A 25,190-nucleotide genomic window follows, 5' to 3' on the forward strand; every position below is an offset into this window, starting at 1 on the left:
GTCATCAGAAGATGCCGCATCCCGTCCCACTGGATGCCGTGACAGCGTGACAGCTCATCGACGCGAAGACGAGTTACAATTAAAAAGGCCGGGCGAAACGCCCGGCCTTTTCAGTTCGGTCTGTGACCAGACTTACGCCGCTTTCGCCGGGGCGAAGCGGCCGTAGAAGGTCTCGCCTTTGCCGGCCATGTCGCGCAGCAGGGCGGGGACTTCGAACGGTGCGCCGTATTTCGCTTTCAGCGCATCGGCGCGTTCCACGAAGGCCTTGGCGCCGATGGTGTCGATGAAGCTCAGCACGCCGCCGGTATAGGGCGCAAAGCCCCAGGCGAGGATCGAGCCGACATCGGCTTCGCGCGGGTCAGCAACGATCTCCTCTTCCATCGTCCGGGCCGCTTCGATGGCCTGGGCGTAGAGGATGCGATCCTTGATTTCCTGCACGTCAGGCTGCTCGTCGAGCAACTTGCCGTTCGGCGCGAACTGATCGAGCTCGTCCCAGAGCTGCTTGCCTTCGTCGGTATAGACGTAGAAGCCCTTCTGGTTCTTGCGGCCATAACGGCCCAGCTCGTACATCTTCTCGATGACTTCAGCGTTCGGGGTGTCTTCAAACGCGTCGCCAAGATCCTTCTTGGTCTGCTGAAGCACCTTGTAGCCCAGATCAATCGCCACTTCGTCCTGCAGCGAGAGCGGGCCGACCGGCATGCCGGCCATTTTGGCGGCGTTCTCGATCAGGGCCGGCTTCACGCCTTCGGTCAGCAGGTACATGCCCTGCTCGATATAACGCATGACGCAGCGGTTGGCGTAGAAGCCGCGGGTATCGGCGACGACAATCGGGGTCTTCTTGATCTTGGCCACGAAGTCGAGACACATCGAAATGGCCCGGCCGCCGGTTTTCTCGCCCACGATCAGCTCGACCAGCATCATCTTCTCGACCGGCGAGAAGAAGTGAACGCCGATGAAGTTCTCCGGACGCGAGGAGGCCTCGGCCAGAGAAGAGATCGGAATGGTGGAGGTGTTGGACCCAAAGATCGCGTCTTTAGGCATATGCTCTTCAGCCGCCTTGGTGATCTTGTGCTTGAGTTCTGAGTTCTCAAACACGGCCTCAACCACCAGATCGACGTCTTTCAGCATCGAATAATCGGTCGTCGCGGTGACCAGATTGGTCTTGGCGTCAGCCGCGTCCTGGGTGAGCTTGCCGCGCTTGACGCCCTTGGCGAAGTGCGCCGCCACATGGGCCTTGCCCTTGTCCGCGCCTTCCTGGTTGACGTCGATCAGCACCACTTCGATGCCGGCCTGGGCCGACACGGTGGCGATGCCTGCGCCCATGAAGCCCGCGCCGATGACGGCGACCTTCTTGATCTCGGCCTTCTGCTCGCCTGCCGGACGGCGTGCGCCTTTTTCAAGCGCCTGCTTGGACAGGAAGAGCGAGCGGATCATGTTCCGGCTCTCCGGACGCATCAGCAGCTTGGTGAAGTAGCGGCTTTCGATGCGCAGGGCCGCGTCCATCGGGACCTGCAAGCCTTCATAGACGCAAGACAGGATGTAACGCTGGGCCGGATAGTTGCCGTAGGTTTCCTTGAGCAGCATCGGGGATGCGCCCATGAACACCTGCAGGCCGGCAGGGTGGTACGGGCCGCCGCCGGGGATTTTGAACTTGTCCTGATCCCAGGGCTGTTTGCCGCCCATGGCGTCCGCTTTGACCAGCTCCTTGGCCTTGGCGACGATTTCGGACAGCGGAGCGATCTCGTGGACCACGCCTTGCTGTTTGGCTTTTTCAGCATCGAGCTGTTTGCCCTGCAGCATGATCGGGGCTGCGTTCATCACGCCGATCAGGCGCGGCAGACGCTGGGTGCCGCCGCCGCCCGGCAGAACGCCGACAAGCGCTTCTGGCAGGCCCAGCTTGGCGCCCGTATCGGTCGCCATGACGCGATAATGGCAGGCGAGCGTGACTTCAAAGCCGCCGCCCAGCGCCAGACCGTTGATCGCTGCTGCGATGGGCTTGCCGCAGGTTTCGAGATTGCGCAGGGACTGGTTGAGACGATAGGCGGTCTCAAACAGTTTCGCCTTGGCGTCTTCTTCGGACATGCCCTTGAGATCGGCCATGCCGCCGCCCAGCTCTGACAGGTCAGCGCCGGCGCAGAAGGCTTTCTTGCCCGACGTGATGACCGCGCCCTTGATGGCGTCGTCCGAGCTGATTTTCTCGACGATCTGCCCCATCTCTTCCATGACGGAATTGGACAGAACGTTCATCGAGACGTTCGGGGAATCGAAAGTGATGAGCGCGATGCCGTCGCCGTCCACCTCGAATTTGAAATGCGTGTAGGTCATTTGGAGGTCTCCTCCGAAGATCCGTCTTCAGAAAGCGGATCAGATTTCGGTTTCTCTTTAGAGCGCTGCCCCTGGGCCAGGCCCAGAGCCGCGCCAATGGCAAGGCCGAGCGAAATACCAAGGCCAACATTATCAAGCGCGACGCCGACACCTGTCCCAAGCACCAGTCCCAATGCGAGTCCGGTCGGAACGGCAGACGAATAGGCCCGTGTCCGGTCGGTCTCTGGATCGGGATTGCCGGGTTCAGTGCGGCTCATCTGATCAGACCAGCTCGATGATGGTCGCGGTGCCCATGCCGCCGCCGACGCAGAGCGTGGCGAGGCCGGTGGACTTGCCGGTGCGTTCCAGCTCGTCGAGCACGGTCCCCAGGATCATCGCGCCGGTGGCGCCCAGCGGGTGGCCCATGGCGATGGCGCCGCCGTTCACATTGGTCTTGGAGTGATCCACGCCCAGATCTTCCATGAAGCGCAGCACGACCGAGGCGAACGCCTCGTTCATCTCAAACAGATCAATGTCGGATGGGCTCATGCCGGCTTTCTTCAGCGCCTTGCGCGCGGACGGCGCGGGGCCGGTCAGCATGATGGTCGGCTCGGAGCCGGTGGACGCCATGGCGCGGATGCGGGCGCGCGGCTTGAGGCCGAGCTTCTCGCCCATTTCCTTGGAGCCGACGAGGATGGCGGCGGCGCCGTCCACGATGCCCGAGGAGTTGCCCGCATGGTGGACGAAGTTGATCTTCTCCACATCGGGATATTTCTGCATGGCGACCTTATCCAGGCCGATAAAGGCGGAGAGGTCCTTGAAGGACGGCTTCAGGCTCGCCAGCGACTGCATGTCGGTGCCGGGGCGCATATGCTCGTCATGGTCAAGCTGGACGAGGCCGAGCTGGTTTTTCACCGGCACGACAGATTTGTCGAAGCGGCGCTCTTTCCAGGCTTTCTCGGCGCGGTTCTGGGATTCGATCGCATAGGCGTCCACGTCATCGCGCGAATAGCCGTATTTGGTGGCGATCAGGTCCGCGGACACGCCCTGGGGCACGAAGTAATGGTCAAAGGCCATTTCCGGATCGACCGCCATGGCGCCGCCGTCAGAGCCCATCGGCACGCGCGACATGGCTTCCACGCCGCCGCCAATGGCGAGATCCGCTTCGCCGGACATGACTTTCGCAGCGGCCAGGTTCACAGCTTCAAGGCCGGAGGCGCAGAAGCGGTTGACCTGAAAACCGGACGCGGTCTCAGCATAGTTCGCGTTCAGCGCGGCGGCGCGGGCGATATCGGCGCCCTGCTCGCCGACCGGCGACACGCAGCCCAGCACCACATCGTCAATGAAAGAGGTGTCGAGATTGTTGCGATCGCGGATCGCCTGAAGCTGCTGGGTGGCCAGCTGCAGCGCGGTGATTTCGTGCAGCGAACCGTTTTTCTTGCCTTTGCCGCGCGGTGTCCGCGTGGCGTCATAAATATAAGCGTCAGTCATAAAGGGATCCTCCCTGGGTTGGGGCGTGCGCCGCGCCGCAGGCGTGGCGTATCCATTCGTAATGCCCGTCAGACACGCTGATGGTGTCTTCGCTGACGAGCGTGAGCATGTGCGTGTTGTCCGCCATGGTCTGGCCTTCGGCCTGGCACCGGGTGCGTGCGGCGATCATGTCGCCGTCCCGGATCAGGCTCAGGACCTCGCAAGAGCGCTCGTAGAGTTCGAGGCGCTCTGGCGAGAGGCGGAACATCCCCTCCTCCGGGCAAGAGGCGTCCAGGCCCCAAAGTCCGGAGAAGGTCTGTTCGAAATAAGCGCGGACCGGAGACGGCTCAGATACAGCCGCCTCAGGTTCCGCCGTGTCCGGCGTGCAGGCGGCGAGCAAGGCGCCCGCCGCGAAGAGTATGACACGCCGCGCGATCACCTACAGCGTCCGCGCGATCAAGAGCTTCATGATCTCGTTGGTGCCGCCATAAATACGCTGCACCCGCGAGTCCCGCCACATACGGGCGATGGGATATTCGTTCATGAAGCCGTAGCCGCCGTGCAGCTGCACGCATTCGTCGATCAGCTCGCACTGGATGTCGGTCGTCCAGTACTTCGCCATGGACGCGGTCGCAGCGTCCAGCTGGCCCTTGATCAGAAGATCAGAGCAATGCTGGACGAACACTTCAGCGATGGTCGCCTTGGTCTTGAGCTCCGCCAGTTTGAACTGGGTGTTCTGAAAGCCCATCACCGGCTTGCCGAACGCCTGACGCTCCTTGACGTAGTTGATGGTCTCGTGGAGCGCGCGCTTCATCATGCCCACGGCCTGAACCCCAATCTGAAGGCGCTCCTGGGGCAGTTGCTCCATCAGCTGGAAGAAGCCCTGGCCCTCTTCTTCACCGAGCAGCGCTTCGGCGGGCACCTTCATGTCCTCGAAGAACAGCTCGGCGGTGTCCTGGGACTTCATGCCGACCTTGTCGAGATTGCGGCCGCGGCGGAAGCCCTCCAGCCCGTCGGTCTCGATCAGGAAGAGCGAGGTGCCCTTGGCGCCGCCCTTGGGATCGGTCTTGGCCACCACGACGATGAAGTTCGCCATGCCGCCATTGGTGATGAAGGTTTTGGAGCCGTTGATCTTGTAGCCATTGCCGTCTTTGACGGCATTGGTCTTGATGCCCTGAAGGTCGGACCCCGCGCCCGGCTCGGTCATGGCGATGGCGCCGACATACTCGCCCGAGATGAGTTTGGGCAGCAGGCGTTTCTTCTGCTCTTCGGTGCCGTAATGCCAGACATAGGGCGCGACGATGGAGTTGTGCAGGCTGGCGCCCCAACCATCCACGCCCATCTCGGCGATCGCCATGTGAAAGGCGTAGTCATGGCGCCAGTCGCCGCCAGCGCCGCCAAACTCTTCCGGAGCCGCCGGGCACAAAAGGCCGCTTTCGCCGGCCTTGTTCCACAGTTCGCGATCTACCGAGCCTTCTTTCTCCCAGCGGTCGCCGTGCGGCAGGCATTCCTTCTCGATGAAGCCGCGAACGGCCCCGTCGAAAATATTCACGTCTTCCTGGTCCAGCCATTCCGGCTTTGGCACGTTCAACACTTGCGCCGTCATTGGTGTCTTCCTCCCACGTTTTTCTTGCATGAAAGCCCCCCGCCAGCGGGGCGGAGGGCTTTCATGGTCAATCTCAGAATGCTTCGGCTTCGAGCGTCATCATGGTCTCGGCGCCGGTTTCGATCCGGGCCAGATGCGCGTCCGCCTGGGGCAGCCAGCGCTCGACGAAGTATTTCGCCGTGACCAGCTTGGTGGCGTAGATCGGGTCGCTGTCGCCTTTCTTGGCGGCGGCCACCTTCGCCATTTTCGCCCACATATAGGCAAAGCAGGTCAGACCGAAGAGGTGCATGTAATCGGTCGAGGCCGCACCGGCATTGTCAAAGTTCTCAAGACCTTTTTCGACCAGCCAGTTGGTGGCGGTCTGCAGCTTGGCCTTCACGTCCGCCAGGCCGTCCACATAGATCTTCAGATCGGCGTCGCCCTGATTGTCGGCGATGAACTGGTCCAGCTCGGCGAAGAAGGTGTTGATCGGGCGCATGCCCGCCATGGCCAGCTTGCGGCCCACCAGGTCGAGCGCCTGAACGCCGTTCGTGCCTTCATAGATCAAGGTGATGCGCGCATCACGCAGCAGCTGTTCGACGCCCCATTCGCGGGTGAAGCCCGAACCGCCATGAACCTGCAGGCCGGTGGAGACGCTGTCATAGCCCTTGTCGGTCAGGTAGCCCTTCACGATCGGGGTCAGCAGCGCCATGTAGTCGCCCGCTTTTTCGCGGACGGCTTCATCTTCGGCCTTATGCTCGAGATCGCCTTGCAGCGCGGTCCAGTAGGTGAAGGCGCGCGCGCCCTCGACGAACACTTTCTGGTCCATCAGCATGCGCCGCACATCGGGGTGCACGATGATCGGGTCGGCGGGGCCGTCGGGGTTCTTCGGTCCGGTCAGGGAGCGGCCCTGGATGCGGTCTTTCGCGAAGGCCAGCGAGTACTGATACGCGGTTTCCGCCAGGCCCAGACCCTGCAGGCCCACGCCCAGGCGCGCCTCGTTCATCATGACGAACATGATCTTGAGGCCCTTGTTCTCCTCGCCCACGAGCCAGCCGGTCGCCTCGTCATAGTTCATGACGCAAGTGGCGTTGCCGTGAATGCCCATTTTCTCTTCCAGGCCGCCACACTGAAGCGTGTTGCGCTCGCCCGGATTGCCGTCCGCGTCCGGCAGGTATTTCGGCACCACGAACAGCGAGATGCCTTTCACGCCCTGCGGCGCGCCTTCGACCCGCGCCAGCACCAGGTGAACGATATTGCCGCTCATCTCGTGCTCGCCGGCGGAGATCCAGATCTTCTGGCCGGAAATCTTGTAGCTGCCGTCGCCGTTCGGAACCGCCTTGGTGCGCAGCAAACCCAGATCGGTGCCGCAATGGGGTTCGGTCAGGTTCATGGTGCCCGACCATTCGCCGGAGAACATTTTCGGCAGATAGAGCTCTTTCTGCTCCTGGCTGCCGCCCACCAGCAGGGCTTGCGCCGCACCGTTGGTCAGTCCCGGATACATGCCGAACGCCATGTTGCAGCTGGTCACCATCTCGTTGAAGGCGAGGTTGAGATAATGCGGCAAGGCCTGCCCGCCGAACTCGGCCGGCGCAGACAGAGCCGTCCAGCCCGCTTCGGTCATCTGGTCATACGCGCCCTTGAAGCCGGTCGGCGTGGTGACAACGCCGTCTTTCAAGGAGCAACCTTCATGGTCGCCGACCATGTTGAGCGGGTGCAGCACGCCTTCGCAGAACTTGCCGCCCTCTTCCAGGATGGCGTTGACGATGTCCTCGGACGCGTCCGCGAAGCCGGGGATGTCATTGTATTGCTGGACGTTGAGCAGCTCGTTCAGGACGAACTTCTGATCGCGATTTGGGGCCTTGTAATCGGGCATTTGAACCGTCTCCGTAGGGAACGAGGGGGTTATAGGTATGGGGCCATGTCGGCCGGTGCGCGTCGAGTCCTGTCACGGCCTCTTCGCGAAAGCGTCATGTGGGATCATCGGGCGGATGCCCGGACCATTGGGTCAAACGTGCGGACGCCAGCGCCTCAAACGCGGCGGCGCGCCGCTTGACGTCTTCAGAAGGCTCTCGATCAGCCAGGCGTTCTTCCAGCCAGGCGCAGCCCGCATTCAATTCCGCCAGCGCATCTTCAATATCATTGCGCTGCTGTTCAAGCGCGGCGATTCGGGCGCGAAAACGCCCCAGATTGCGCGACAAGGTTTCATGAGAGCGTGTAGCCAGCGCTTCGAGGTCGAGCATTTCGCCGATCTCTTCGAGGGAAAACCCCACGCGGCGCCCCCGCAGAATGAGCGACAAGCGCGCCACATCACCCGCCGTATACCAACGCGACCCGCCCCGGCGCTTGGGATTGAGCAGGCCTTTCTGCTCGTAAAACCGCAAAGTGCGAGGCGTGACGTCGAACTTCTCCGCGATTTCACGGATGGAAAGATCGGCCTCTGGGATCACAGCATCTGTCATGTGGGAGAGTGTATGCCGCTTGACGTGAACGTCAACGTCAATCTGTTGGCTTACATGTGACACTCTCAACCTTGTCCAACTGGCGCCTTGACCGCGCCGCATTCCTCGATTGATTTGGCGCTTAACTGAAGCAGACTCGCCGATATCTCGGCCAAGGATTTGCAAATGCGCCTGTTTGCGTTCGCCGCCTGCCTTCTTCTGACGCCCGTTGCTGGCGCTCAGACTGCGTCGGACGTGCGCATGGCGCCTGATGAAATCCAGGCCGCCTGGCGAGTCGAGACATCGCGCACGAGCTCAATTGAGATCCTCGGGGATCAGACGCGCGTGGCGCGCTATGGGCGCGACTGGGCCAGCTGGGTGACGCAAGCAGACGGTCAGATGTGGCTCGACATGTCCCAAGGCGCCCTGTTCGCCCGGGCGGCGGATCAGGATGCAGTGGTCCGCACCAGCCTTTATGCGGAAGCGCGCCGTCATCTCGACATCTATGTCGCGCTGAGCGAGGGCGGCCGCCGGGACGTGATCAGCTTTGGAAACGCCGGCACGTTTGACAGGGTCTGGCTGGAAGCGGCGACCGGGGTGGCGAGCCAGACCGGAACGCTTGCAATGACGGATACGCCGACCGGCTTCATCGCCCTTTATGACGATCAGGTCGTGTTCAGCGCTGATTATGGCGCAGACGGCTCGCGCTGTGACGCGCCTGCGATCGGGCCAGAGCACGCCTCCAGCGCGTTGGCCTGGCTGCCCTATGTGGCGCCGATTCACCCTGACATTATGGCGCGCCTGGCTGAAGACGCCCGCTTCCCCTGCGCTTTTTCTTTCGTAGTCTACAGCCCCGACAGCCCGGCCGGGCGTCTGGAGCGCTGGACCCGGACTTCAGAAGCCGACGCGGCTGAGCCTGTCATGCCGCCCCTGCCGCAAGGCAGCGTCCAGGTTTATGCCGGCGCAGACCGGCTGCACGCCGTTCTGACCGCAGCGACCGACACGCTGGACGGCGTCTATGGAGCCGGGCCCGATACGGCTGACTTTTTTGAAGAAAGCCAGCGCCTTCAGGAAGAAGGCGATTTTGCCGGCGCCTTGCTGGTTCAAATCCAGGAAACGCATCATTTCGGCCCCTGCCCTGAAGCTTCAATCGGCAGCGCCCGGCTGACCTGCGCCTATGCAAGCGCCCTCGCCCTTGCTGGTCGACAGGACGAAGGCTTTCAAGCGCTCGCCGCCGGGCTGGATGCGCTGAAACGCAATAATCCAGCCCTCGCAGTCGAGCGCTTCGCGCCCTTCATTGATCGCGAAGGCCATGCCGGCGCCGCCGCCCGTCTGCTGACAGCGAACGCCTTGATCGCCTGGGGCCGGGTCGGATTACAGGCGCGGCCCGACCTTGATCCGGCGCAATTGCTGGCGGAAGCGCTGATCATGGATCCTTTCGCCCCTGACGCCTATTGGCATCTGGGGCAACGCTATCTGGCGGCGGGGGCGCCGGGACCGGCCTGGTCGCTTTTTGACCTTGGCCGTCAACTGCCTCGCCCCATCGAAGACTCGCCCCTGGCGGAGGCCGATACGCTGGAAGCCCGCATGTCAGACCTGGCGCCGTACTGGCTGCCCCATGTCGAAATCGCCCGCTGAAACGATTCTCTCCGGTTTAAGAGAGATTTACGAGGCGTTAACCGCATCACCTGCTCTTGATTAAGAATTGAGTCCATGCGTTCGCCTCGTGGGCGGTGATTCCATGTGGAATACCAGATATGGCGCCTGCCGAACTGGTTTACACAATATTAACCGCGTCTATAGGGTCGACCATGGAAATGTGGAGATGAGTCGGCATGCCGCCTGTGGCGCCTTGGAGTGTGAAGGGGATTGATCCCCGCGCCCGCGCCCTCGCCAAATCAGCGGCGAGGCGTGAAGGCATGACTCTGGGCGAATGGCTGAACCGCGTCATTCTCGATGACGGCGTTTCTGAAAACGCCAAGGACTGGGATGATCAGCTCTCCCGGTTTCCCGGTTTTGGCGGCGGCGATGATGGCGGCCCTGGTCATGACGACCAGCTGACCGAACTTGTGCAGCGCCTGTCAGACCGCATGGAGGCGTCCGAACGGCGCTCCACCCAGGCGCTCTCTCATATTGATCAATCCGTCACCTCGATTTCACGCCGTCTCGATCTGATCGAGGACAGTGTCGATGAAGACGGCGAGACCGCGCAGGACGCCATCAAGCGCACCCGCGCCCATCAGGACGAAATTCTGGAGCGCGTGCGCCGCTTGGAGCGCGCCGGGCCGGGTGCTGGCGCTGATCCGGCTGCGCTGAAATCGGTCGAAACCACGGTGGGCAAGCTGGCGGGCCGGCTTTACGAGACCGAACGTGATGTCCGCTCCGAGCTCGACAATCTCGCCCACAAGGAAGAGCGTCGCCGCGACAGCGCCGAACGCGGGCTGGAAAAACTCGGCCAGCGTCTGGAAGAGTCTGAAAAGACGCTCAGCAGCGAAACGCGTGACCTGCGCGAGCTGGTGGAAACGCGTGACCAGCGCACTCAATCCCTGCTCAGCGACCTGCAAGACACATCGCGCTCGCTGCAAAGCCGCATCATCTCCGCAGAAGGCGCCACCCAGCGGGCCGCCGAAGCGCTGGCGGGATCGCAGGAAAAGCTCGATAATCGTTTGCGCCAGCTTGAGACCGTCCAGTCTCAGGCCCTCAAGGATGAAGACGTCCAGCGCCGCATCGATGCGCTGGCGCGCGAAGTCGCTGATGTGATCCGCGAAACGCGCAGCGAATGCGCGCGCCAGATTGCAGAAGTCTCAAAGAGCGCGGATAGCCCGCGGCTTGAGCGCGCGCTGGCGGAGGCTGAGACCCGGCTTCGCGCCGCCGAACAGCGCCAGTCTGACGCCTTGCAACGCATTGGCGGCGAAGTGGCGCGCATGGCGCGCGCCGTGGAGCAGCGACTGGATCGGACCGAGCAGCGCCTTCAGCGCCGTCTGGACGAAGACGAAGCCAAACGCCAATCCAAACAAGACCGTTCCGATCTCGAAGCGCGTCTTGAAAAGGTTCGCCAAGACAACACGGTCGCCGTGCGGCGGATTGGAGAACAGGTGGCGAGGCTTGGGGAAAACTTGGCGGACCGCGTCCAGCAAGCCGAGCACCGCTCGGCCGAGGCGGTCGAAGCAGCGGGCGAACGCATGGCCCAGGTTGTAGAACGTCTAGAACACGCGCGCTCGTCCAATGGCGAGCAGGATCTTGAAACGCGTATCCGCGCCTCTGAAGAGCGCACGGCGGAACGTATCGACAAGGCCATGACGGGGCTGCACGAGCGGCTCGACCAGGCGCGACACGATACAAGCGAGGCGCTGTCGCCGGTCCAGAAGGCGATGAATGCGCTGGCCGAACGGCTGGAAGCCATCGAAGGCCGCAAGGGCAAGTCCAAAGACAAGGACCCGTCAAAAGCCATCGTGCGCGAAGCCGCAGATGCCATAGACGATTTCAGCAAACCCCTGCCTGAAGCCCCCGACAGCTGGGTCAGCAATACCGAAGCGGATGACGATTTCACGCTGCCCGCCCATGACGATTTCGACATCAAGGCGGAGCCGGCGCGCGCGTCATCCTTCACCCGTGCTGAACCGGACCCCATTATCGCTCCGTCCGCCAAGCCGCAGCCGGCGCCCCAGCATCGCGCGCCTGAGCCTCAGCCAGAGCCTGCGCCGCGCAAACCGGCCGCCATGGGCGCGACGGCGGATGCGGATTTCCTCGCCAAGGCCAGAAAACAGGTCCGCGCGAATCGCGGCGGCGAAGCGGGCTGGACACCGCCTGTGGAAGCTGAGCAGCGCAGCTCTAACCGCACCTTGCTGCTGGGCGCCAGCGCGCTGGGCTTTCTGGCGGTCGCGGCGGCGGCGGGCATGCTGGTGATGGAGGCCATCAACGGCCCCGAAGATTCTGCTTTGAATGCGGACCCCAGCGCAACCCTGTCCAGCCTGTTCTCGGAACCGGCGGATTTGTCTGCGTCGACGACACCTGATCTGCGCGTCGCTGACGCTGAGGGCGTGGCGTCTGAGCCCGTGGCTGCGCCGCCTTCGCCGTCACAACCTGAGACGACGGCGCCTGAAACGCAGGCTGCGACACCGCCGCCCCCCGCGGCCCAGACAGCGCCCCCGGCGCCTGCACCGCGTCCCTCCGTCGATCCGGCGCCCAGCCTTGAAAGCGCCGCCGCCAATGGCGACGCCGTGGCGCGCTACCAACTGGCGCTGCAACAACTTGACGAAGGCCGGTTCAGCGACGCCGCCGCCCTGATGCGCCGCGCCGCCGAACAGGATGTGCCCGCAGCCCAGCGCCGTTTCGCCCTGATGCTGGCCAATGGCGAGGGCGTGCCCGCCAACCCCGCTTCGGCGCGAGAGTGGATGGCGCGAGCCGCCGAGAACGGCAATGTGCAGGCCATGCACGATGCCGGCGGCATGTTCATCAACGCGGAATCCACCCCTGATTTTCAGGCGATCGCGGCGCGCTGGTTCGAGCAAGGCGCCTTGCACGGTCTGGTGGACAGCCAGGTCAATATCGCGCTGTTGTTCAAGGAAGGCTTCGGCGTTCCTGAAAGCCCGGCAGACGCCTATGCCTGGTTCACTATCGCGGCGAACGCGGGCGATGCCGAAGCGCGCAATTCCGCTGCTGAACTGCGCCCCATGCTGACGCCCGAGCAACGCGCCGCTGCAGAATCGGTCGCGCGCAATTTCACGCCGCGCGCCAGCAGTCCCGAGGCGCAAGGCGAGTATCCGCCCCAGTCCTGGGAAAGCGGCGCGCTCGCCAGCCCCGCCCAGATCGCTCGCGCTCAGGCCTTGTTGTCTCAGCTCGGCTATCAGCCCGGCCCTGCGGACGGCATGATGGGTGCGCGGACGCGTGACGCCATTCGCAGCTTCCGTCGCGCCCAGGGCCTGACGGTGTCAGATCAAGTGGACAGCACGCTGATCTCACGGCTTGAACAAGCCGCCGCCGGCTAGGCGCGGGGCGGTGCAGATCTACCTGCCCATCGCCGAGATTTCCCTGAACCTCTGGCTGTTGCTCGGCCTGGGTCTGGGCGTGGGGTTCCTGTCGGGCCTGTTCGGCGTCGGCGGCGGGTTTCTGATGACGCCGATCCTGATCTTTCTGGGCATTCCGCCGGCCGTGGCCGTGTCCACCCAGGCCAATCAGATCGTAGCGAGCTCGGTCTCGGGCGCACTCGCCCATTTCCGGCGCAAGACGCTGGACGTCAAGATGGGGCTGGTGCTGCTGGCGGGCGGCATTGTCGGCTCCGTCTCCGGCGTTCAGCTATTTGGGTTGCTGCAAAGGCTTGGCCAGATCGATCTGGTCATCTCGCTTTGCTATGTCGGTTTTCTGGGCGTCATCGGCAGCTTGATGCTGTTTGAGAGCGTCAACGCCATTCGCAGGCGCCGTAGCGCGGGCGGCCCCGTCCGCCCCAAACGCCGCAAGCGCGGCCTGATCGACGCCCTGCCCTTCAAGACCCGCTTCGCCGTATCCGGGCTTTACATGAGCGTGATCCCGCCGATCGCCATCGGCTTTCTGGTGGGCGTGCTGGCGGCGCTGATGGGGGTGGGCGGCGGCTTCGTCATGGTCCCCGCCATGATCTATCTGTTGCGCATGCCCACCAATGTGGTGATCGGCACCTCGCTGTTTCAGATCCTGTTCGTCGCCTCGCTGACCAGTTTTCTTCAGGCGGTGCAAAACCAGACCGTGGACATGGTGCTGGCGGGCATCCTGATCGTGGGCGGGGTGATCGGCGCGCAGATCGGCGCGCGGTTCACCAGCAAGATCCCGGCGGAGGAATTGCGCGCCTTGCTGGCGCTGATGGTGGTCAGCGTCTGCCTGAAACTCTTGTGGGATCTGACCAGCACGCCGGTGGACATGTTCGTGCTGATGCAAGCGCGCGGGGGGATGTGATGACCGCCCGAGCGCTGATCACAGGTCTGCTGGCGATGGTGCTCGCAAGCGCCGCCGCGCACGCCGCGCCGCCCGAAGGGGTGCAGCCGCCCGCCCAGATCGCGGCGGCGCTGACTGAGGATGTGGTCGAAATCCGCTCGACCTTCGCCGGCGCCGAGTTGACGCTGTATGGCGCCGCCGTCGGCCTTGAAGACGGCGATGACATTGTGGTGGCGGTGCGCGGCCCGGAAGGCGATCTGCGCGTCATGCGCAAACGCCGGGTTCTGGGCATCTGGATCAACGCCGCCCCGGTGCGCTTTGAAGATGTGGCGGGGTATTACGCCGTCGCCTCAACGCGCCCCTTGGCTGAGTTCGCGAGCTTTTCCGCCTTGCGCCGCAATCAGATCGGCATGGACCATGTGCGATTGTTCGCGCCCGAAAGCATTCGCCGCGAAACCCTGTTCGGGGTGCGCGACGTGCTGGTGACCGATCTTGGCGGGGAAATCGTCGAGTATCGCGCCGCCCTGGTGCGCAACAAGGCGCGGCGGGGGCTCTATGCCGAAGCGCCTGGCGGCGTCGAGCTTCTGGAAGGCGGATTGTTTCGGGCGCGGGTCGTCTTGCCGCCGACCACGCCCACGGGTCAGTATAACGCGGATGTGTACCTGTTCAGGGATGGACAACCCATAGCGACCCGGCGCACAGAACTGACGGTGGTCAAGGCGGGCGCGGAACGCACCATCTATGATCTGGCCCAGAACCGTCCGGTCGTGTACGCCTTGATCTCGGTCCTGTTGGCCATGCTGGCTGGATGGACTGCAGCGGCGGTCACCCAGCGCCGTTAAACCGGCTCAATTGTGATACGAGGCCTCTCGATGCAACGCCTTAGCGAAGCTCCCGCCCTGGTTCTGATTTTGGGATTCGGCGGATTGCTGCCCTTCATCGCCGGCGCGCTTGGCGTCATGGTCGGCGGTCAGGCCGCGCTCCAGGCCGCCACCGCCCTACCCGTCTACGCCGCCGTGATCTTGTCATTCCTGGCGGGCGGCCGCTGGTCGAGCGAGCTGGTGATCCGCTCAGATACGCCCCGCTCGGGCGTTCTGCTCTTGTCCATCACGCTCAGCCTTGCCGGCTGGCTCGCCGTGGTCATGCAGGTGTGGAACCGCCCCGGACTGCCGCTTGATCTGGAACTGACGGGCTGGGGCGTGCTGATCGCAGGCTTTGTGATCCAGTTCCTGTGGGACCGCAGCGCCATTCGCGGCGCGACCTTCCCGCGCTGGTACTTGCCGCTGCGCTTTCTGCTGACTGCGGTGGCGGTATTGTGCCTGGGGCTGACCGCGTTCGTGCGCAGCTCGCCCACCTTCAGCCTCTAATCCCCCAACAGCTTTGCGCCGTTGACGGCGTAGACCCGCTCACGGCCCAGCATGTAGGCGTAAGGCCGCGTCTTGAAAAGCGGCGCGTAGGCGGCGTCACAGACATTGAGCCCGCCCGTATACGCCCCGAACGCAGGCAGGATCAGCCGTGCGCCGTCGGTGGCGAAACAGCGCCGCCGCACCCGGCGCCCCTGACCGCTGATCTTGGCGCACGGATGCAAATGCCCCGCCACCTCGCCTGGCCGCGCGCCCGGCTGGGGTTCATGGCGAAGATGCAACGGCCCCAGCGCCAGCTCGAACCCGGCCCGACCGCCAAAGCGCGCGGGCGGTTTCGGGTCATGATTGCCCTCGATCCACAGCCAGTCCTCCACCGATGCAACGAGCGTTGACAGGGCGTCCGCGTCAGCAGGCGCCATGCGTCCGTCTGCGCCCAGATCGTGGAAACTGTCGCCCAGCGCCACCACCGAGCGCGGTTGATAGAGCGCAAGGGCTGCGGCGAGCCGCGTGAGCGTGGCGCGGGTGTCATAGGGCGGCAGGAGCTGGCCGCGCGCCGCATAGGCGCTGCCCTTTTCAAAGTGCAGATCACTGACCAGCAGCACGCTTTCATCGGGCCAATAGGCCACGCCGGACGGATCCGCGATCAGGCGGGCGCCGTTCACCGTCATCAAGACAGGATCGGCCAGCGGCGGACGAAGGGCGTCGGTCATGACCTCACTTAGGCGGGCGCAGGGGCGTGAGGCAAGCGGCTAGTCATCCTCGTCCTCATAGCCCACGAGCGAAAGCGGACGCGCCTTGTATCCTTCCAGCTCCGCCCAGCGCGCCAGCGCGTCATCGCGGCCATGGGTGATCCAGACTTCGTCGGGGTTCACATCGCGGACAGTCTGGGTCAGCTCATCCCAATCGGCATGGTCTGACAGGATCAGCGGCAATTCCACCCCGCGCTGCCGCGCCCGCGCCCGCACCTGCATCCAGCCCGATGCAAAGCAGATCACCGGATCAGGAAACCGCCGCGCCCAAGCGGTCTGAAACGAAGAGGGCGGCGCGATGACGATCTTCCCCGCGAAGTCCTGCTTGGCGCCGCTGCCGTCTTTCAGCGTCGCCTTTTCCAGCGGCCCCAGCGCGACGCCGTGATCTTCATAAAGCGCGCACAGCTGCTCCATCGCGCCATGAATATAAATCGGCGCCTCATAGCCCGCCTCTCTCAGAAGACAGATCACCCGTTGCGCCTTGCCCAGCGCATAGGCGCCGACCAGATGAGCCCGATCCGGATTCTGCCTGACGCTCGTCAGCAGCTTGGCGATCTCTCCGGCGTCGTCTGGATGGCGGAACACCGGCAGGGCGAACGTCGCCTCGGTCACATAGACATGGGCGGGAAAGACTTCGAACCCGGCGCAGGTGGGATCACGGCGGCGCTTGTAATCACCGGATACGCCGATCACCAGACCCTTCCAGTCAAGACGGATTTGCGCGCTGCCCAGCACATGCCCCGCGGGATGAAAGCTGACCTCCACCTCGCCGATCTTCAAACGCTCGCCATAGGCGATGGAGACGGGGTCGGGCGTGAACGTCTCGCCGTAACGCGCCGCCATGATGGCGAGGGTTTCAGGCGTGGCCAGGACGCGCTCATGACCGGCGCGAGCGTGATCGGCATGGCCGTGCGTGACCAGCGCCCGTTCGGCGGGACGCATGGGATCAATAAAAAAGCCGCCAGGTTCGCACCACAGGCCGCGCTCTGTTTCACGTAAAAGCTGATCAGGTCGGATCATGCCCATGACATAGGGCGTCTTTGCAGACCGGGAAACCGGTGACCTGAGAGAGAAATGAGCGGCGCCGCTCGAGGGGGGAGAGAAAGCGGCGCCGCTCGAATACGGGCTGTGCTAGTGCAAATCGCCCGCAGACACGGAGCGCGCATGAAGCGCCTGAACCGGTCGGTAATTGTTGGAATAATGCGCGGTGAAGGCCTCGATCTGAGCCGCAGACGCGCTGATCGGGGTCTGCATCACCGTCCAGGCCACGCCTTCTGAACACGGCGGCGTGGTCAGCGACCCTGCATAGCGCCAGGCATGGTGATCAGACGGCAGGAAAGCGCGCGGATCGACATCGTCGACCTCATGATGCTCGCCTTCATGGGGGATCGCAGCCCAGAGCGCGTCGAGCGCGGGGTTGACGGCGCCTTCTTCAAAAAACACGCCGACAACCGCCAGATGGCCGTCTTCAGAGGCATGCACAAAGTGAACTTCAAGCGGATATTGCTGACCATCGACCGTATGTTCGCTGCCGGCGTGGAAGTGGAACTGAACCAGGTCGTATTCACGGTCGCCCAGATGCAGAGAGCCGGCGTCCTCAAGACCCACCTTGATCGTATGGCCGTTATCAGTCACCGAGCCTTCGCCCGCTTCCCAGTGCAACGCAGGTACCAAATCAGCGGCGTCGCTGACAGCGTGCAGGTCAATCGGCGATTGCTCGTGGCCGCTGTCGCACACGGCGTTGTCAGCAGACAACATGCCCCAATGCTCCGGCCCGCCGTCACCGTCATACCCCCAGGAGGCATGGCCATGATGATCAAGGCCGTTCGCTGCGCCTGCCAGCGCGACACATGCCGTTGTCGCCATCACAGCTTTCAAGAAACTCTTACGCATAATCCACTCCAACCCGTCCCGTAGACTTGAGCGCACGCAAATCAGTGCAGGTCGAAGTGTCCCCCCGCTCCGGTTAACGGCTCGTCACAGAGTTGCGAACGTTAGAGTCAATACGACCTTAAGTACTTGATCCGTTCGAGCTGGCGCTGGTGGTTGTGACGACGCTGGTCGCGGCGATGACAGACACCATCATGGCCGTCTGAGCCGCAATGACGGCGTCCATCGCGCTGAGCGCGCCATCCTGGGCGCCGTTTCGGCCTGCCGTGTGGACCAGATGCGCCAGGGCTGTGCGCGCCCCGCCGGTCGAACTGACAGAACGCGGCAGAGCCTCTCGCACTTCATTGATGGCGAGCGCGTCCTCCACTGTCAGTCCCTGCACCGCCCACAGTACGAACCGCTGGCGAAACGCATACCGACGCAAGGGTTTGTGCGCCTGCCGGGCAGCGTCAAAAGCTTCAAAGCGCGTCATCGCCTCCCTCGGGTCCGCGCCGAGCAGGGCGCACAGCTTGGCGCCGTCGCGACGCTGACCCCGGGCGCGCGGATGAGCCCCAAAGACCGCTTCCGCCGCTTTACGAGCGGCCTGAACCTCGGCCGGATCATCGCCGCGCGCTGCATGGATCGCGGCATACGTATCTGTCACCGCGGCGCTTGCCCGCCACCACGGCGGCGCCAAAGCGTCGCGCATCTCGAAAAAGCGCTCGACCGGCGTGTCCTCTTTCGAGCCGATGCAAAGCATAAGCGCCGCCCGAGCGCCGCCAGCATGAAGACTCATCCGCTTGAAGCCGCTCGCACCGCCGCGCATGGCTGCGCGCGCGGCCAGGAAGCGCTCCACCGGCACATCGCTCTGGTTCAGCATGGCGGCGTACAGCCAGCGCAAAACGCCGGTCGGCGAACGCCAGCCCAGCTCCGCGCGCAGTTGAGCGTATGTCTCGCCCACGGTCGTCGACAACACTTCAGGCGTTTCCTCGCGGGTGAGCAAGGTGGAGGCGGACAGCCAGGCGGCCAGCTTTTCAGGACGCGGACGCTGGGACCGCAAAGCCTCAAACAGGGCTTCCAGGCGGTCCAGGTTTTCTGCGTCGCTCATGATGGCCTCACTCTAAATGACTGAGTTTCCATCTTAGCTCGCGTCGGTACAGAAGACAAAAAAACCCCGGAGCCAGGCTCCGGGGTTTTCAGGTCAATCTTGGACAGCGTTCCTAGTCTTCGATCTCGAGCCCGGTGTGATAGGCGATGAACGCCCAGCGGTCCGCCGCTTCCTCGATCAGTTTCGACACCGGCGTCCCGGCGCCATGGCCGGCGCGTGTTTCAATCCGGATCAGGGTCGGCGCGTCGCCCGTCTGAGCCGCCTGAAGAGCGGCCGCGTATTTGAAGGAATGGCCCGGCACCACGCGATCATCGGTATCGGCCGTGGTGATCAGGGTCGCGGGATACTCGCCCGTCTGCGGGATGTTGTGATAGGGCGAATAGCCATAGAGCACGTCAAACATCTCAGGATCTTGCGGGCTGCCATAATCATCCACCCAGAACCGGCCTGCGGTGAACTGATTAAAGCGCAGCATGTCCATCACGCCCACCGCCGGCAGGGCCGCCGCGAACAGGTCCGGCGCCTGATTGGCCACCGCGCCCACCAGAAGCCCGCCATTGGAGCGGCCATGGATGGCGAGATGATCGGGGCTGGTCCAGCCCATATCGATCAGGGCGTGACCGGCATTGATGAAGTCGTCAAAGACGTTCTGCTTGTTTGCGAGACGCCCGGCGTCATGCCAGTCGCGGCCATAGGCCGAACCGCCGCGCAGATTGGCGATTGCGTACACCCCGCCCATCTCCATCCACTGCAAGCGCCGCACGTCAAAATCCGGGCGACGGGTGATGGCGAAGCCGCCATAGCCATAGATCAGGGTCGGGCGCACGCCATTGGGATCGACGTCCCGATGATGAGCGACAAACATCGGGATGCGCGCACCGCCCGTGCTCTCATAGAAGGTCTGGCTGACCACATAATCATCGGGGTTGAAGGTCAGGTCCGGCGCGCGAAACACCTCGCTCTCACCCGTCTCCACATCATACCGGTAAAGGGCTGCAGGCTGGTTCAGGCTCTCATAGGCATAAAACGTCTCGGACCGTTCAGGGTCGCCGCCAAAGCCCGACGCCACGCCAAGGCCCGGCAACTCCACCTCGCGCACGAACTCACCCACGGGCGTGTAGACGCTGACCGCGCTGGCCACATCGCGCATGGTTTCAACGATCAGATGACCGCCCACATGGTCCGCCCCGGTGATCGGGCCGTCGCCTTCGGAAACCACATCGTTCAGGGTTTGGGGATCAGACAGAGAGACCGAAACGATCCGCCCATTGGGCGCATCGAGATCGGTCTGGAAGAAGAAGGTCTCGCCCTGATTGCCGACATAGCCATGGTTGTTGCCAAAGCCTGCGAAAATCTCGACCGGCGTCGCGTCGTCGGCTTCAAGGTCGAGAACATGGACGCCATTGCCGTCCGTGCCGGTGGAGGAATTGATGATCAGATAGCGGCCGTCATCGCTGACAGACCCGCGCCAGCCCACATCCGGCGCGGCGGGATCAGCCATGATCTGAACGTCTTCGCTCTGATCGGTCCCCAGTGCGTGAAAATAGATCGCCTGATTGAGATTGAGCGCAGTGAACGCTTCGCCCTCTTCGGGCGCAGGATAGCGCGAATAGTAAAAGCCCGAGCCGTCCTTGGCCCAGCTCAAGGGCGAGAACTTCACCCATTCGATCTCATCGCCGAGCTGTTCGCCGGTCTCCACATCCATCACGCGGATGGAGCGCCAGTCCGACCCGCCATCGGCGATCAGATAAGCGAGCCTGGTTCCGTCCGGGCTCGGCACGGTGCCGGCCAGCGCCGTCGTGCCGTCCGCCGCCCACTCATTGGGATCAATCAGCGCGCGCGCCTCACCGTCCAGCCCGTCCTGCACCATGAAGACCGACTGGTCCTGCAAACCGTCATTGCGCGAGAAGAAATAGCGCAGCCCGTCTGCGGTCTCGCGCGAGGTCGGCAGCCCATAGCGCTCATAATTCCAAAGCTCGGCCAGGCGCGCGGCGATGCGCTCACGGCCAGGCAACTGATCGAGATAGGCGTTCGTGGTTGCGGTCTGCGCGGTCACCCAGTCCGCGACATCTTCAGAGACGCGCACATCCTGTTCCAGCCAGCGATAGGGGTCAGACACCGCGACCTCGCCCTCGGCGGCGGAGGCGTAGACATCCACCTGGTCCACCGTCCGGCTCTCTGGATAGGCCGGCGCCATAATACCAGAAGCCGCCGTTTGCGTTTCGGCGGGCGCTTCCGTGTCGGCTGCGGGCTGGCTGCAGGCGGTCAGGGCCAGAATGGATGCGAAGGCGAACAGGGCGGTGCGCATCGGGCGTCTCCTCGAGGGTTATTGTGTTGCGCAGGAGACTAGGGCGTGACGCGCGCAGAGGAAAGACTGTGCCCGCCCTGCGCGCATGCTATCTCTTTCGCGGATGAAGCACGCCCGCCTGCCCGCCCTGCCCGAACGCTTTGAAGCCTGGTTTGAACGCCGGGGCTGGACGCCGCGCGCGCACCAGCGCGAGATGGTCGCCGCCGCGCAAGCGGGCGAAGACGCGCTGCTGATCGCGCCCACGGGCGGCGGCAAGACGCTGGGCGGTTTCCTGCCCAGCCTGATGGATCTGGCTGACATTGCAGACGCTGGCGGCAAGGATCGCCCCCACCGCCTGCACACGCTCTATGTCAGCCCGCTGAAAGCGCTGAGCCAGGACGTGGCGCGCAATCTGATGACGCCGATCGAGGAGATGGGGCTTAACTTGCGGGTCGAGACCCGCACCGGCGACACGCCCGCCAGCAAGCGCACACGCCAGCGCGCCCGGCCGCCCGATATCCTGCTGACCACGCCCGAACAGATCGCGCTGTTCTACGCGCAGGAGAACGCCAGCGCCTTCTTTGAAGACCTGCAATGCGTGATCATCGACGAGGTGCACGCCCTCGCCCCGGCCAAGCGCGGCGACCTTCTGGCGCTGGGCCTCGCCGCGCTCCAGCATTATGCGCCCAAGATGCGCCGGGTGGGCCTGTCCGCCACGGTGAAGGATGAGATGGGCCATGCGCGCTGGCTGACGGCGCAGCGCCCAGGCGAGGATGCCCGCTTCGCCCGCATCGTCCGCGGCAGCGCCGGCGCCGCGCCGGAGGTCGAGGTGATGACGCCTGATGAGCGCATCCCCTGGTCGGGACATTCGGGCCGCCACGCCATGCGCGATGTCTATGAGCAGATCAAAGGCGCGGGCACGGCGCTGATCTTCGTGAACACCCGGTCGCAGGCCGAGCTGGTGTTTCAGGAGCTGTGGTCCATCAATGACGACAATCTGCCCATCGCGCTGCATCACGGCTCGCTGTCCGTCGAGCAGCGCCGCAAGGTCGAGGCGGCCATGGGCGCGGGCGTTCTGAAAGCGGTGGTCTGCACCTCCACCCTCGATCTGGGGATCGACTGGGGGGATGTGGATCTGGTGATCCAGATGGGCGCGCCCAAGGGCACCTCACGCCTGCTGCAGCGTCTGGGCCGCGCCAATCACCGGCTGGATGCGGCAAGCCGCGCCGTGCTGGTTCCCACAAACCGGTTCGAGCATCTGGAATGCGCCTGCGCCCGCGAAGCGGTGCTGGCCGGCGCGCTCGACGGTGATCCCTTGAAAGCGGGAGCGCTCGACGTTCTGGCCCAGCATGTGATGGGCCGCGCCTGCGGCGATCCGTTTGACGCCGACACGCTCTATTGCGAAATCACCGCCGCGGCCCCCTATGCCGAGCTGGACCGGGCGACCTTTGACCGGGTGCTGACTTTCATCGCCGATGGCGGCTATGCGCTGGGCAGCTATGACCGGTTCAAGCGCCTGGTGAAGACCCGCGACGGGCTCTGGCGCGCTCGCAATCGCGATGTGGCCCAGCGCCACCGGATGAATGTAGGCACCATCATTGAAGCGCCCATGCTGAATGTCCGACTGGCGCGCAGGACCGGCGCCTCGAAACCCCGACACGGGCGCGGTCACCAGGGATTGGTACGGCCGGGCGAAGTCGCGCGCGCAGGCGGCGCCCAGGGCGCCAGCCTGATGGGCGGCAAGATGCTGGGCCAGGTCGAGGAATGGTTCACCGATCAATTAAGCCCCGGCGACACCTTCATGTTTGCAGGGCAGATTTTGAGCTTTGAAGGAGTGAGCGGCGGCGATTGCCTCGTCAGCCGGTCGAGTGCGGAAGACCCGAAAATCCCCAGCTTTGAGGGCGGCAAATTCCCCTATTCCACCTATCTCGCCGCCCGTGTGCGCGAGCTGGTGCATAACCCCGACCGCTGGAGTCTTTTGCCCGAACAGGTGCGCGACTGGCTGGAAATCCAAAAGCGCAAATCCAAGCTGCCTGCGCCGGACAGCCTCCTGGTGGAGACCTTCCCGCGAGCGGGCAAATCCTGGCTGGTTTGCTATCCCTTTGAAGGCCGCCTCGCCCACCAGACGCTGGGCATGCTGGTGACGCGGCGGCTCGAACGGCTGGGCAAGCAGCCCTTGGGCTTTGTAGCCAATGAATATGCGCTGGCGGTCTGGGGGCGCAAAGACCTCAGCGACGTGGATATGAGCGCGCTGTTTTCCGAAGACATGATGAGCGACGATCTCGACGCCTGGCTGGCCGAAAGCGATCTGATGAAGCGCACCTTCCGAAACTGCGCGCTGATCGCCGGCCTGATCGAGCGGCGCTTTCCGGGGCAGGAGAAGACGGGCCGGCAGGTCACCTTCTCCGCTGACCTCATCTATAATGTGCTGCGCGATCACGAGCCCGATCACATCTTGATGCAGGCCGCCTGGGCGGACGCGGCCGCGGGCCTGCTGGACGTGCGCCGCCTGTCAGACGCACTGGTGCGCGTGGCGGGCCATGTGGAGGCGGTGCATCTGGATCAGATCAGCCCGCTGGCGGTCCCCGTCATGCTGGAAGTGGGCCGTGAGCCCATCCGTCACGGCGAGGCGATGGACGCCATTTTAGAAGACGCCAGCGAGGACCTGATCGCTGAGGCGATGACGCTATGATCACACGTCATACAATTAACTTGCTGACATTTCCCCTCAGAGGCACCCTTCAGCAGGGACAGGAAGGGGACCCTCATGCTAATTTCAGCCATGCTTGCAATCACGTTGGGGCTTCAGGAGACAGGTCCACTATTATCGTTGTCAGACTCCAACGCTGCGATATGGGAAGGTCCATTTAACACTGGAACTTTCTTTCCCGAGCAGCCTGGCGAACCGGACCTGACGGCGCGCTATCTTGGCGATGATTATCACTGGCCGGTCTGGGCCGTGGCTGGTCGTTTCATATGCCCGGCACCAGATGGGATGGAGCACCCTAATGCTTGTGCGCCAGATCAACGCGACTGGGTGATCCGTCAAGCTGCGGCGCCTCAGGTCGAAAATAGTACGCGCCCGAGACACAACGGATCCTCACTCTCTCGGCGCGTGCAGGAAGGCCTGCAAGCGGACGCAGATGTGAACGCGGTCGCCCGCGACGCCGGATTGATCTGGCGTGAAGCGCGTCTATCGACTTGCCCTGTTGCGCAAGAAGCATTCGACGCCCTCCGCAACGTGTCCTGGGTTCCGACCGACCACCCCTTTGTAAATTCCAGTGATGAACTGACACTTGTCCTCCATGCGGACACGATCGAGGTTTCGCTCAACACCTATTTGCAAAAGGCGCAGTTCACCGGTTGGCTAGCAGAGGGGAATCCCGCGAACCGCTTCAATGCGTTTATAGCGGCTCTGGAACCGTGCTGGTCGACACCACCCGTTCCCGCGCCCTGGGCGGAGACAGACGCAGACTAATCCTCCGCCGTCACCTGACGCATCGCCTTGTAGGCCTCGCGTTGCTGCACCCGATCAAGCCAGGCTTTGAGGGCCGAGCCGTCCTTGACGCCGCCCCGTTTTGAGATCGCGTCGAGCTGGAAGCCCATCAGGCAATCTGCGGCGCTGAATTGTTCGCCTGCGAAATAATCATTCTGGCTGAGATGACGTTCGATATGGGCGAAGGCCTTGGCGCGCTCGCCCTCCATGAACTGATCCAGCAGCGAGTCCTTGAGCCCCGTCGCCTCGCAATAGGTGCTCATCAGGAAGGGCAGGAAGACCGCGCCTTCAGAGGCGTGCATCCATTCAAGGAATTTCAAGCGCCCCGGCGCGTCCGGCGCAGGGTGCAGCGCATGGTCGGGGTCAAACCGGTCCAGCAGGTATTGCGCGATGGCGCCGGTTTCCGCGAGCACTGATCCGTCTTCCAGCTCCAGCAGCGGCGCCTTGCCCAGCGGATGCTTCTCAGCCAGCTCGGGCGGGGCGAGGCGCACTTGCGGGTCGCGCTTGTAGCGCTTGATCTCATAAGGCGCGTTCAGCTCTTCCAGCAGCCAGATGATCCGTTCGGAGCGGGACAGTTCGAGATGGTGCAGCGTAACAGGCATCAGAGCCTCCG

20 protein-coding genes are annotated in these 25,190 nt (G+C 63.7%); 7 read left to right on the top strand and 13 right to left on the bottom strand.

Going from position 1 to position 25,190, the window contains the following annotated elements; genetic code table 11:
• Positions 1–132 precede the first annotated feature (132 nt).
• The 7 genes from ACTIGF_RS02755 to ACTIGF_RS02785 all read right to left on the bottom strand — a co-directional run bounded on the left by ACTIGF_RS02755 (position 133) and on the right by ACTIGF_RS02785 (position 7,821).
• A complete protein-coding gene (locus ACTIGF_RS02755) occupies positions 133–2,325 on the bottom strand; it encodes a 3-hydroxyacyl-CoA dehydrogenase NAD-binding domain-containing protein (protein WP_439635416.1) in 2,193 nt (730 codons plus the stop codon).
• The gene (locus tag ACTIGF_RS02760; RefSeq protein ID WP_439635417.1) at positions 2,322–2,582 is read right to left on the bottom strand and encodes a hypothetical protein; all 261 of its coding nucleotides are present in this window, start codon (positions 2,580–2,582) and stop codon (positions 2,322–2,324) included. Before ACTIGF_RS02760 ends, ACTIGF_RS02755 begins: the two co-directional genes overlap by 4 nt.
• Before the next feature lie 4 nt (positions 2,583–2,586).
• A complete protein-coding gene (locus ACTIGF_RS02765) occupies positions 2,587–3,795 on the bottom strand; it encodes an acetyl-CoA C-acetyltransferase (RefSeq protein WP_439635418.1) in 1,209 nt (402 codons plus the stop codon).
• Positions 3,788–4,213, bottom strand: coding sequence for a hypothetical protein (locus tag ACTIGF_RS02770; protein ID WP_439635419.1), 426 nt, complete (start codon positions 4,211–4,213; stop codon positions 3,788–3,790). The genes ACTIGF_RS02765 and ACTIGF_RS02770 overlap by 8 nt, the downstream gene beginning before the upstream one ends.
• Positions 4,214–5,380 (bottom strand): acyl-CoA dehydrogenase family protein, encoded by a 1,167-nt coding sequence (locus tag ACTIGF_RS02775; protein ID WP_439635420.1) that lies wholly within the window; start codon positions 5,378–5,380, stop codon positions 4,214–4,216.
• 73 nt (positions 5,381–5,453) lie between these two features.
• Positions 5,454–7,235: an acyl-CoA dehydrogenase C-terminal domain-containing protein gene (locus tag ACTIGF_RS02780; protein WP_439635421.1), complete on the bottom strand. Its 1,782-nt coding sequence runs from the start codon at positions 7,233–7,235 to the stop codon at positions 5,454–5,456.
• Between the two features lie 94 nt (positions 7,236–7,329).
• The gene (locus ACTIGF_RS02785) at positions 7,330–7,821 is read right to left on the bottom strand and encodes a MerR family transcriptional regulator (RefSeq protein WP_439635422.1); all 492 of its coding nucleotides are present in this window, start codon (positions 7,819–7,821) and stop codon (positions 7,330–7,332) included.
• A 165-nt stretch (positions 7,822–7,986) separates the two neighbouring features.
• On the opposite strand from ACTIGF_RS02785, the gene ACTIGF_RS02790 reads away from it, so the two are divergent.
• The 5 genes from ACTIGF_RS02790 (at position 7,987) to ACTIGF_RS02810 (ending at position 15,071) form a co-directional block, all read left to right on the top strand.
• Positions 7,987–9,438 (top strand): hypothetical protein, encoded by a 1,452-nt coding sequence (locus tag ACTIGF_RS02790; protein ID WP_439635423.1) that lies wholly within the window; start codon positions 7,987–7,989, stop codon positions 9,436–9,438.
• A 197-nt stretch (positions 9,439–9,635) separates the two neighbouring features.
• A complete protein-coding gene (locus ACTIGF_RS02795; protein ID WP_439635424.1) occupies positions 9,636–12,788 on the top strand; it encodes a peptidoglycan-binding protein in 3,153 nt (1,050 codons plus the stop codon).
• Positions 12,789–12,798: 10 nt separating this feature from the next.
• Positions 12,799–13,725, top strand: a complete 927-nt coding sequence (locus tag ACTIGF_RS02800; protein ID WP_439635425.1) for a sulfite exporter TauE/SafE family protein — start codon at positions 12,799–12,801, stop codon at positions 13,723–13,725.
• Positions 13,725–14,546 carry a TIGR02186 family protein gene (locus ACTIGF_RS02805; RefSeq protein ID WP_439635426.1) on the top strand — a complete coding sequence of 274 codons (822 nt, stop codon included), beginning with the start codon at positions 13,725–13,727 and terminating at the stop codon, positions 14,544–14,546. The genes ACTIGF_RS02800 and ACTIGF_RS02805 overlap by 1 nt, the downstream gene beginning before the upstream one ends.
• A 30-nt stretch (positions 14,547–14,576) precedes the next feature.
• A complete protein-coding gene (locus ACTIGF_RS02810) occupies positions 14,577–15,071 on the top strand; it encodes a DUF3429 domain-containing protein (RefSeq protein ID WP_439635427.1) in 495 nt (164 codons plus the stop codon).
• On the opposite strand, the gene pdeM is transcribed toward ACTIGF_RS02810, so the two are convergent.
• The 5 genes from pdeM to ACTIGF_RS02835 all read right to left on the bottom strand — a co-directional run bounded on the left by pdeM (position 15,068) and on the right by ACTIGF_RS02835 (position 21,102).
• Positions 15,068–15,778 carry a ligase-associated DNA damage response endonuclease PdeM gene (pdeM, locus tag ACTIGF_RS02815; protein ID WP_439635428.1) on the bottom strand — a complete coding sequence of 237 codons (711 nt, stop codon included), beginning with the start codon at positions 15,776–15,778 and terminating at the stop codon, positions 15,068–15,070. The two genes, ACTIGF_RS02810 and pdeM, sit on opposite strands and share 4 nt — an antisense overlap.
• Positions 15,779–15,817: 39 nt before the next feature.
• The gene (locus tag ACTIGF_RS02820) at positions 15,818–16,837 is read right to left on the bottom strand and encodes a ligase-associated DNA damage response exonuclease (RefSeq protein WP_439635429.1); all 1,020 of its coding nucleotides are present in this window, start codon (positions 16,835–16,837) and stop codon (positions 15,818–15,820) included.
• 111 nt (positions 16,838–16,948) lie between these two features.
• Positions 16,949–17,710 (bottom strand): carbonic anhydrase, encoded by a 762-nt coding sequence (locus ACTIGF_RS02825; protein ID WP_439635430.1) that lies wholly within the window; start codon positions 17,708–17,710, stop codon positions 16,949–16,951.
• Between the two features lie 118 nt (positions 17,711–17,828).
• Complete coding sequence (locus ACTIGF_RS02830; protein WP_439635431.1) at positions 17,829–18,794, bottom strand: hypothetical protein; 966 nt, start codon at positions 18,792–18,794, stop codon at positions 17,829–17,831.
• Between the two features lie 112 nt (positions 18,795–18,906).
• Complete coding sequence (locus tag ACTIGF_RS02835; protein WP_439635432.1) at positions 18,907–21,102, bottom strand: prolyl oligopeptidase family serine peptidase; 2,196 nt, start codon at positions 21,100–21,102, stop codon at positions 18,907–18,909.
• 103 nt (positions 21,103–21,205) lie between these two features.
• Between ACTIGF_RS02835 and ACTIGF_RS02840 the strand changes: the two genes are divergently transcribed.
• Both ACTIGF_RS02840 and ACTIGF_RS02845 read left to right on the top strand, forming a co-directional pair.
• Positions 21,206–23,773: a ligase-associated DNA damage response DEXH box helicase gene (locus tag ACTIGF_RS02840; protein ID WP_439635433.1), complete on the top strand. Its 2,568-nt coding sequence runs from the start codon at positions 21,206–21,208 to the stop codon at positions 23,771–23,773.
• Positions 23,774–23,848: 75 nt separating this feature from the next.
• Positions 23,849–24,559 (top strand): hypothetical protein, encoded by a 711-nt coding sequence (locus ACTIGF_RS02845; RefSeq protein ID WP_439635434.1) that lies wholly within the window; start codon positions 23,849–23,851, stop codon positions 24,557–24,559.
• Here ACTIGF_RS02845 and ACTIGF_RS02850 read toward each other — a convergent pair.
• Complete coding sequence (locus tag ACTIGF_RS02850; protein ID WP_439635435.1) at positions 24,556–25,179, bottom strand: glutathione S-transferase family protein; 624 nt, start codon at positions 25,177–25,179, stop codon at positions 24,556–24,558. The genes ACTIGF_RS02845 and ACTIGF_RS02850 overlap by 4 nt on opposite strands.
• Between the last annotated feature and the right edge of the window lie 11 nt (positions 25,180–25,190).

It is taken from the genome of Oceanicaulis sp. (assembly GCF_051859625.1).
In the GTDB taxonomy this organism is placed as follows: domain Bacteria; phylum Pseudomonadota; class Alphaproteobacteria; order Caulobacterales; family Maricaulaceae; genus Oceanicaulis.

Coding starts and splice junctions, on each gene's coding strand:
- ACTIGF_RS02755 (WP_439635416.1), bottom strand. CDS start 2,325: ATGACCTACACGCATTTCAAATTCGAGGTGGACGGCGACGGCATCGCG.
- ACTIGF_RS02760 (WP_439635417.1), bottom strand. CDS start 2,582: ATGAGCCGCACTGAACCCGGCAATCCCGATCCAGAGACCGACCGGACA.
- ACTIGF_RS02765 (WP_439635418.1), bottom strand. CDS start 3,795: ATGACTGACGCTTATATTTATGACGCCACGCGGACACCGCGCGGCAAA.
- ACTIGF_RS02775 (WP_439635420.1), bottom strand. CDS start 5,380: ATGACGGCGCAAGTGTTGAACGTGCCAAAGCCGGAATGGCTGGACCAG.
- ACTIGF_RS02780 (WP_439635421.1), bottom strand. CDS start 7,235: ATGCCCGATTACAAGGCCCCAAATCGCGATCAGAAGTTCGTCCTGAAC.
- ACTIGF_RS02785 (WP_439635422.1), bottom strand. CDS start 7,821: ATGACAGATGCTGTGATCCCAGAGGCCGATCTTTCCATCCGTGAAATC.
- ACTIGF_RS02790 (WP_439635423.1), top strand. CDS start 7,987: ATGCGCCTGTTTGCGTTCGCCGCCTGCCTTCTTCTGACGCCCGTTGCT.
- ACTIGF_RS02795 (WP_439635424.1), top strand. CDS start 9,636: ATGCCGCCTGTGGCGCCTTGGAGTGTGAAGGGGATTGATCCCCGCGCC.
- ACTIGF_RS02805 (WP_439635426.1), top strand. CDS start 13,725: ATGACCGCCCGAGCGCTGATCACAGGTCTGCTGGCGATGGTGCTCGCA.
- ACTIGF_RS02810 (WP_439635427.1), top strand. CDS start 14,577: ATGCAACGCCTTAGCGAAGCTCCCGCCCTGGTTCTGATTTTGGGATTC.
- pdeM (WP_439635428.1), bottom strand. CDS start 15,778: ATGACCGACGCCCTTCGTCCGCCGCTGGCCGATCCTGTCTTGATGACG.
- ACTIGF_RS02820 (WP_439635429.1), bottom strand. CDS start 16,837: ATGATCCGACCTGATCAGCTTTTACGTGAAACAGAGCGCGGCCTGTGG.
- ACTIGF_RS02825 (WP_439635430.1), bottom strand. CDS start 17,710: ATGCGTAAGAGTTTCTTGAAAGCTGTGATGGCGACAACGGCATGTGTC.
- ACTIGF_RS02830 (WP_439635431.1), bottom strand. CDS start 18,794: ATGAGCGACGCAGAAAACCTGGACCGCCTGGAAGCCCTGTTTGAGGCT.
- ACTIGF_RS02835 (WP_439635432.1), bottom strand. CDS start 21,102: ATGCGCACCGCCCTGTTCGCCTTCGCATCCATTCTGGCCCTGACCGCC.
- ACTIGF_RS02840 (WP_439635433.1), top strand. CDS start 21,206: ATGAAGCACGCCCGCCTGCCCGCCCTGCCCGAACGCTTTGAAGCCTGG.
- ACTIGF_RS02845 (WP_439635434.1), top strand. CDS start 23,849: ATGCTAATTTCAGCCATGCTTGCAATCACGTTGGGGCTTCAGGAGACA.
- ACTIGF_RS02850 (WP_439635435.1), bottom strand. CDS start 25,179: ATGCCTGTTACGCTGCACCATCTCGAACTGTCCCGCTCCGAACGGATC.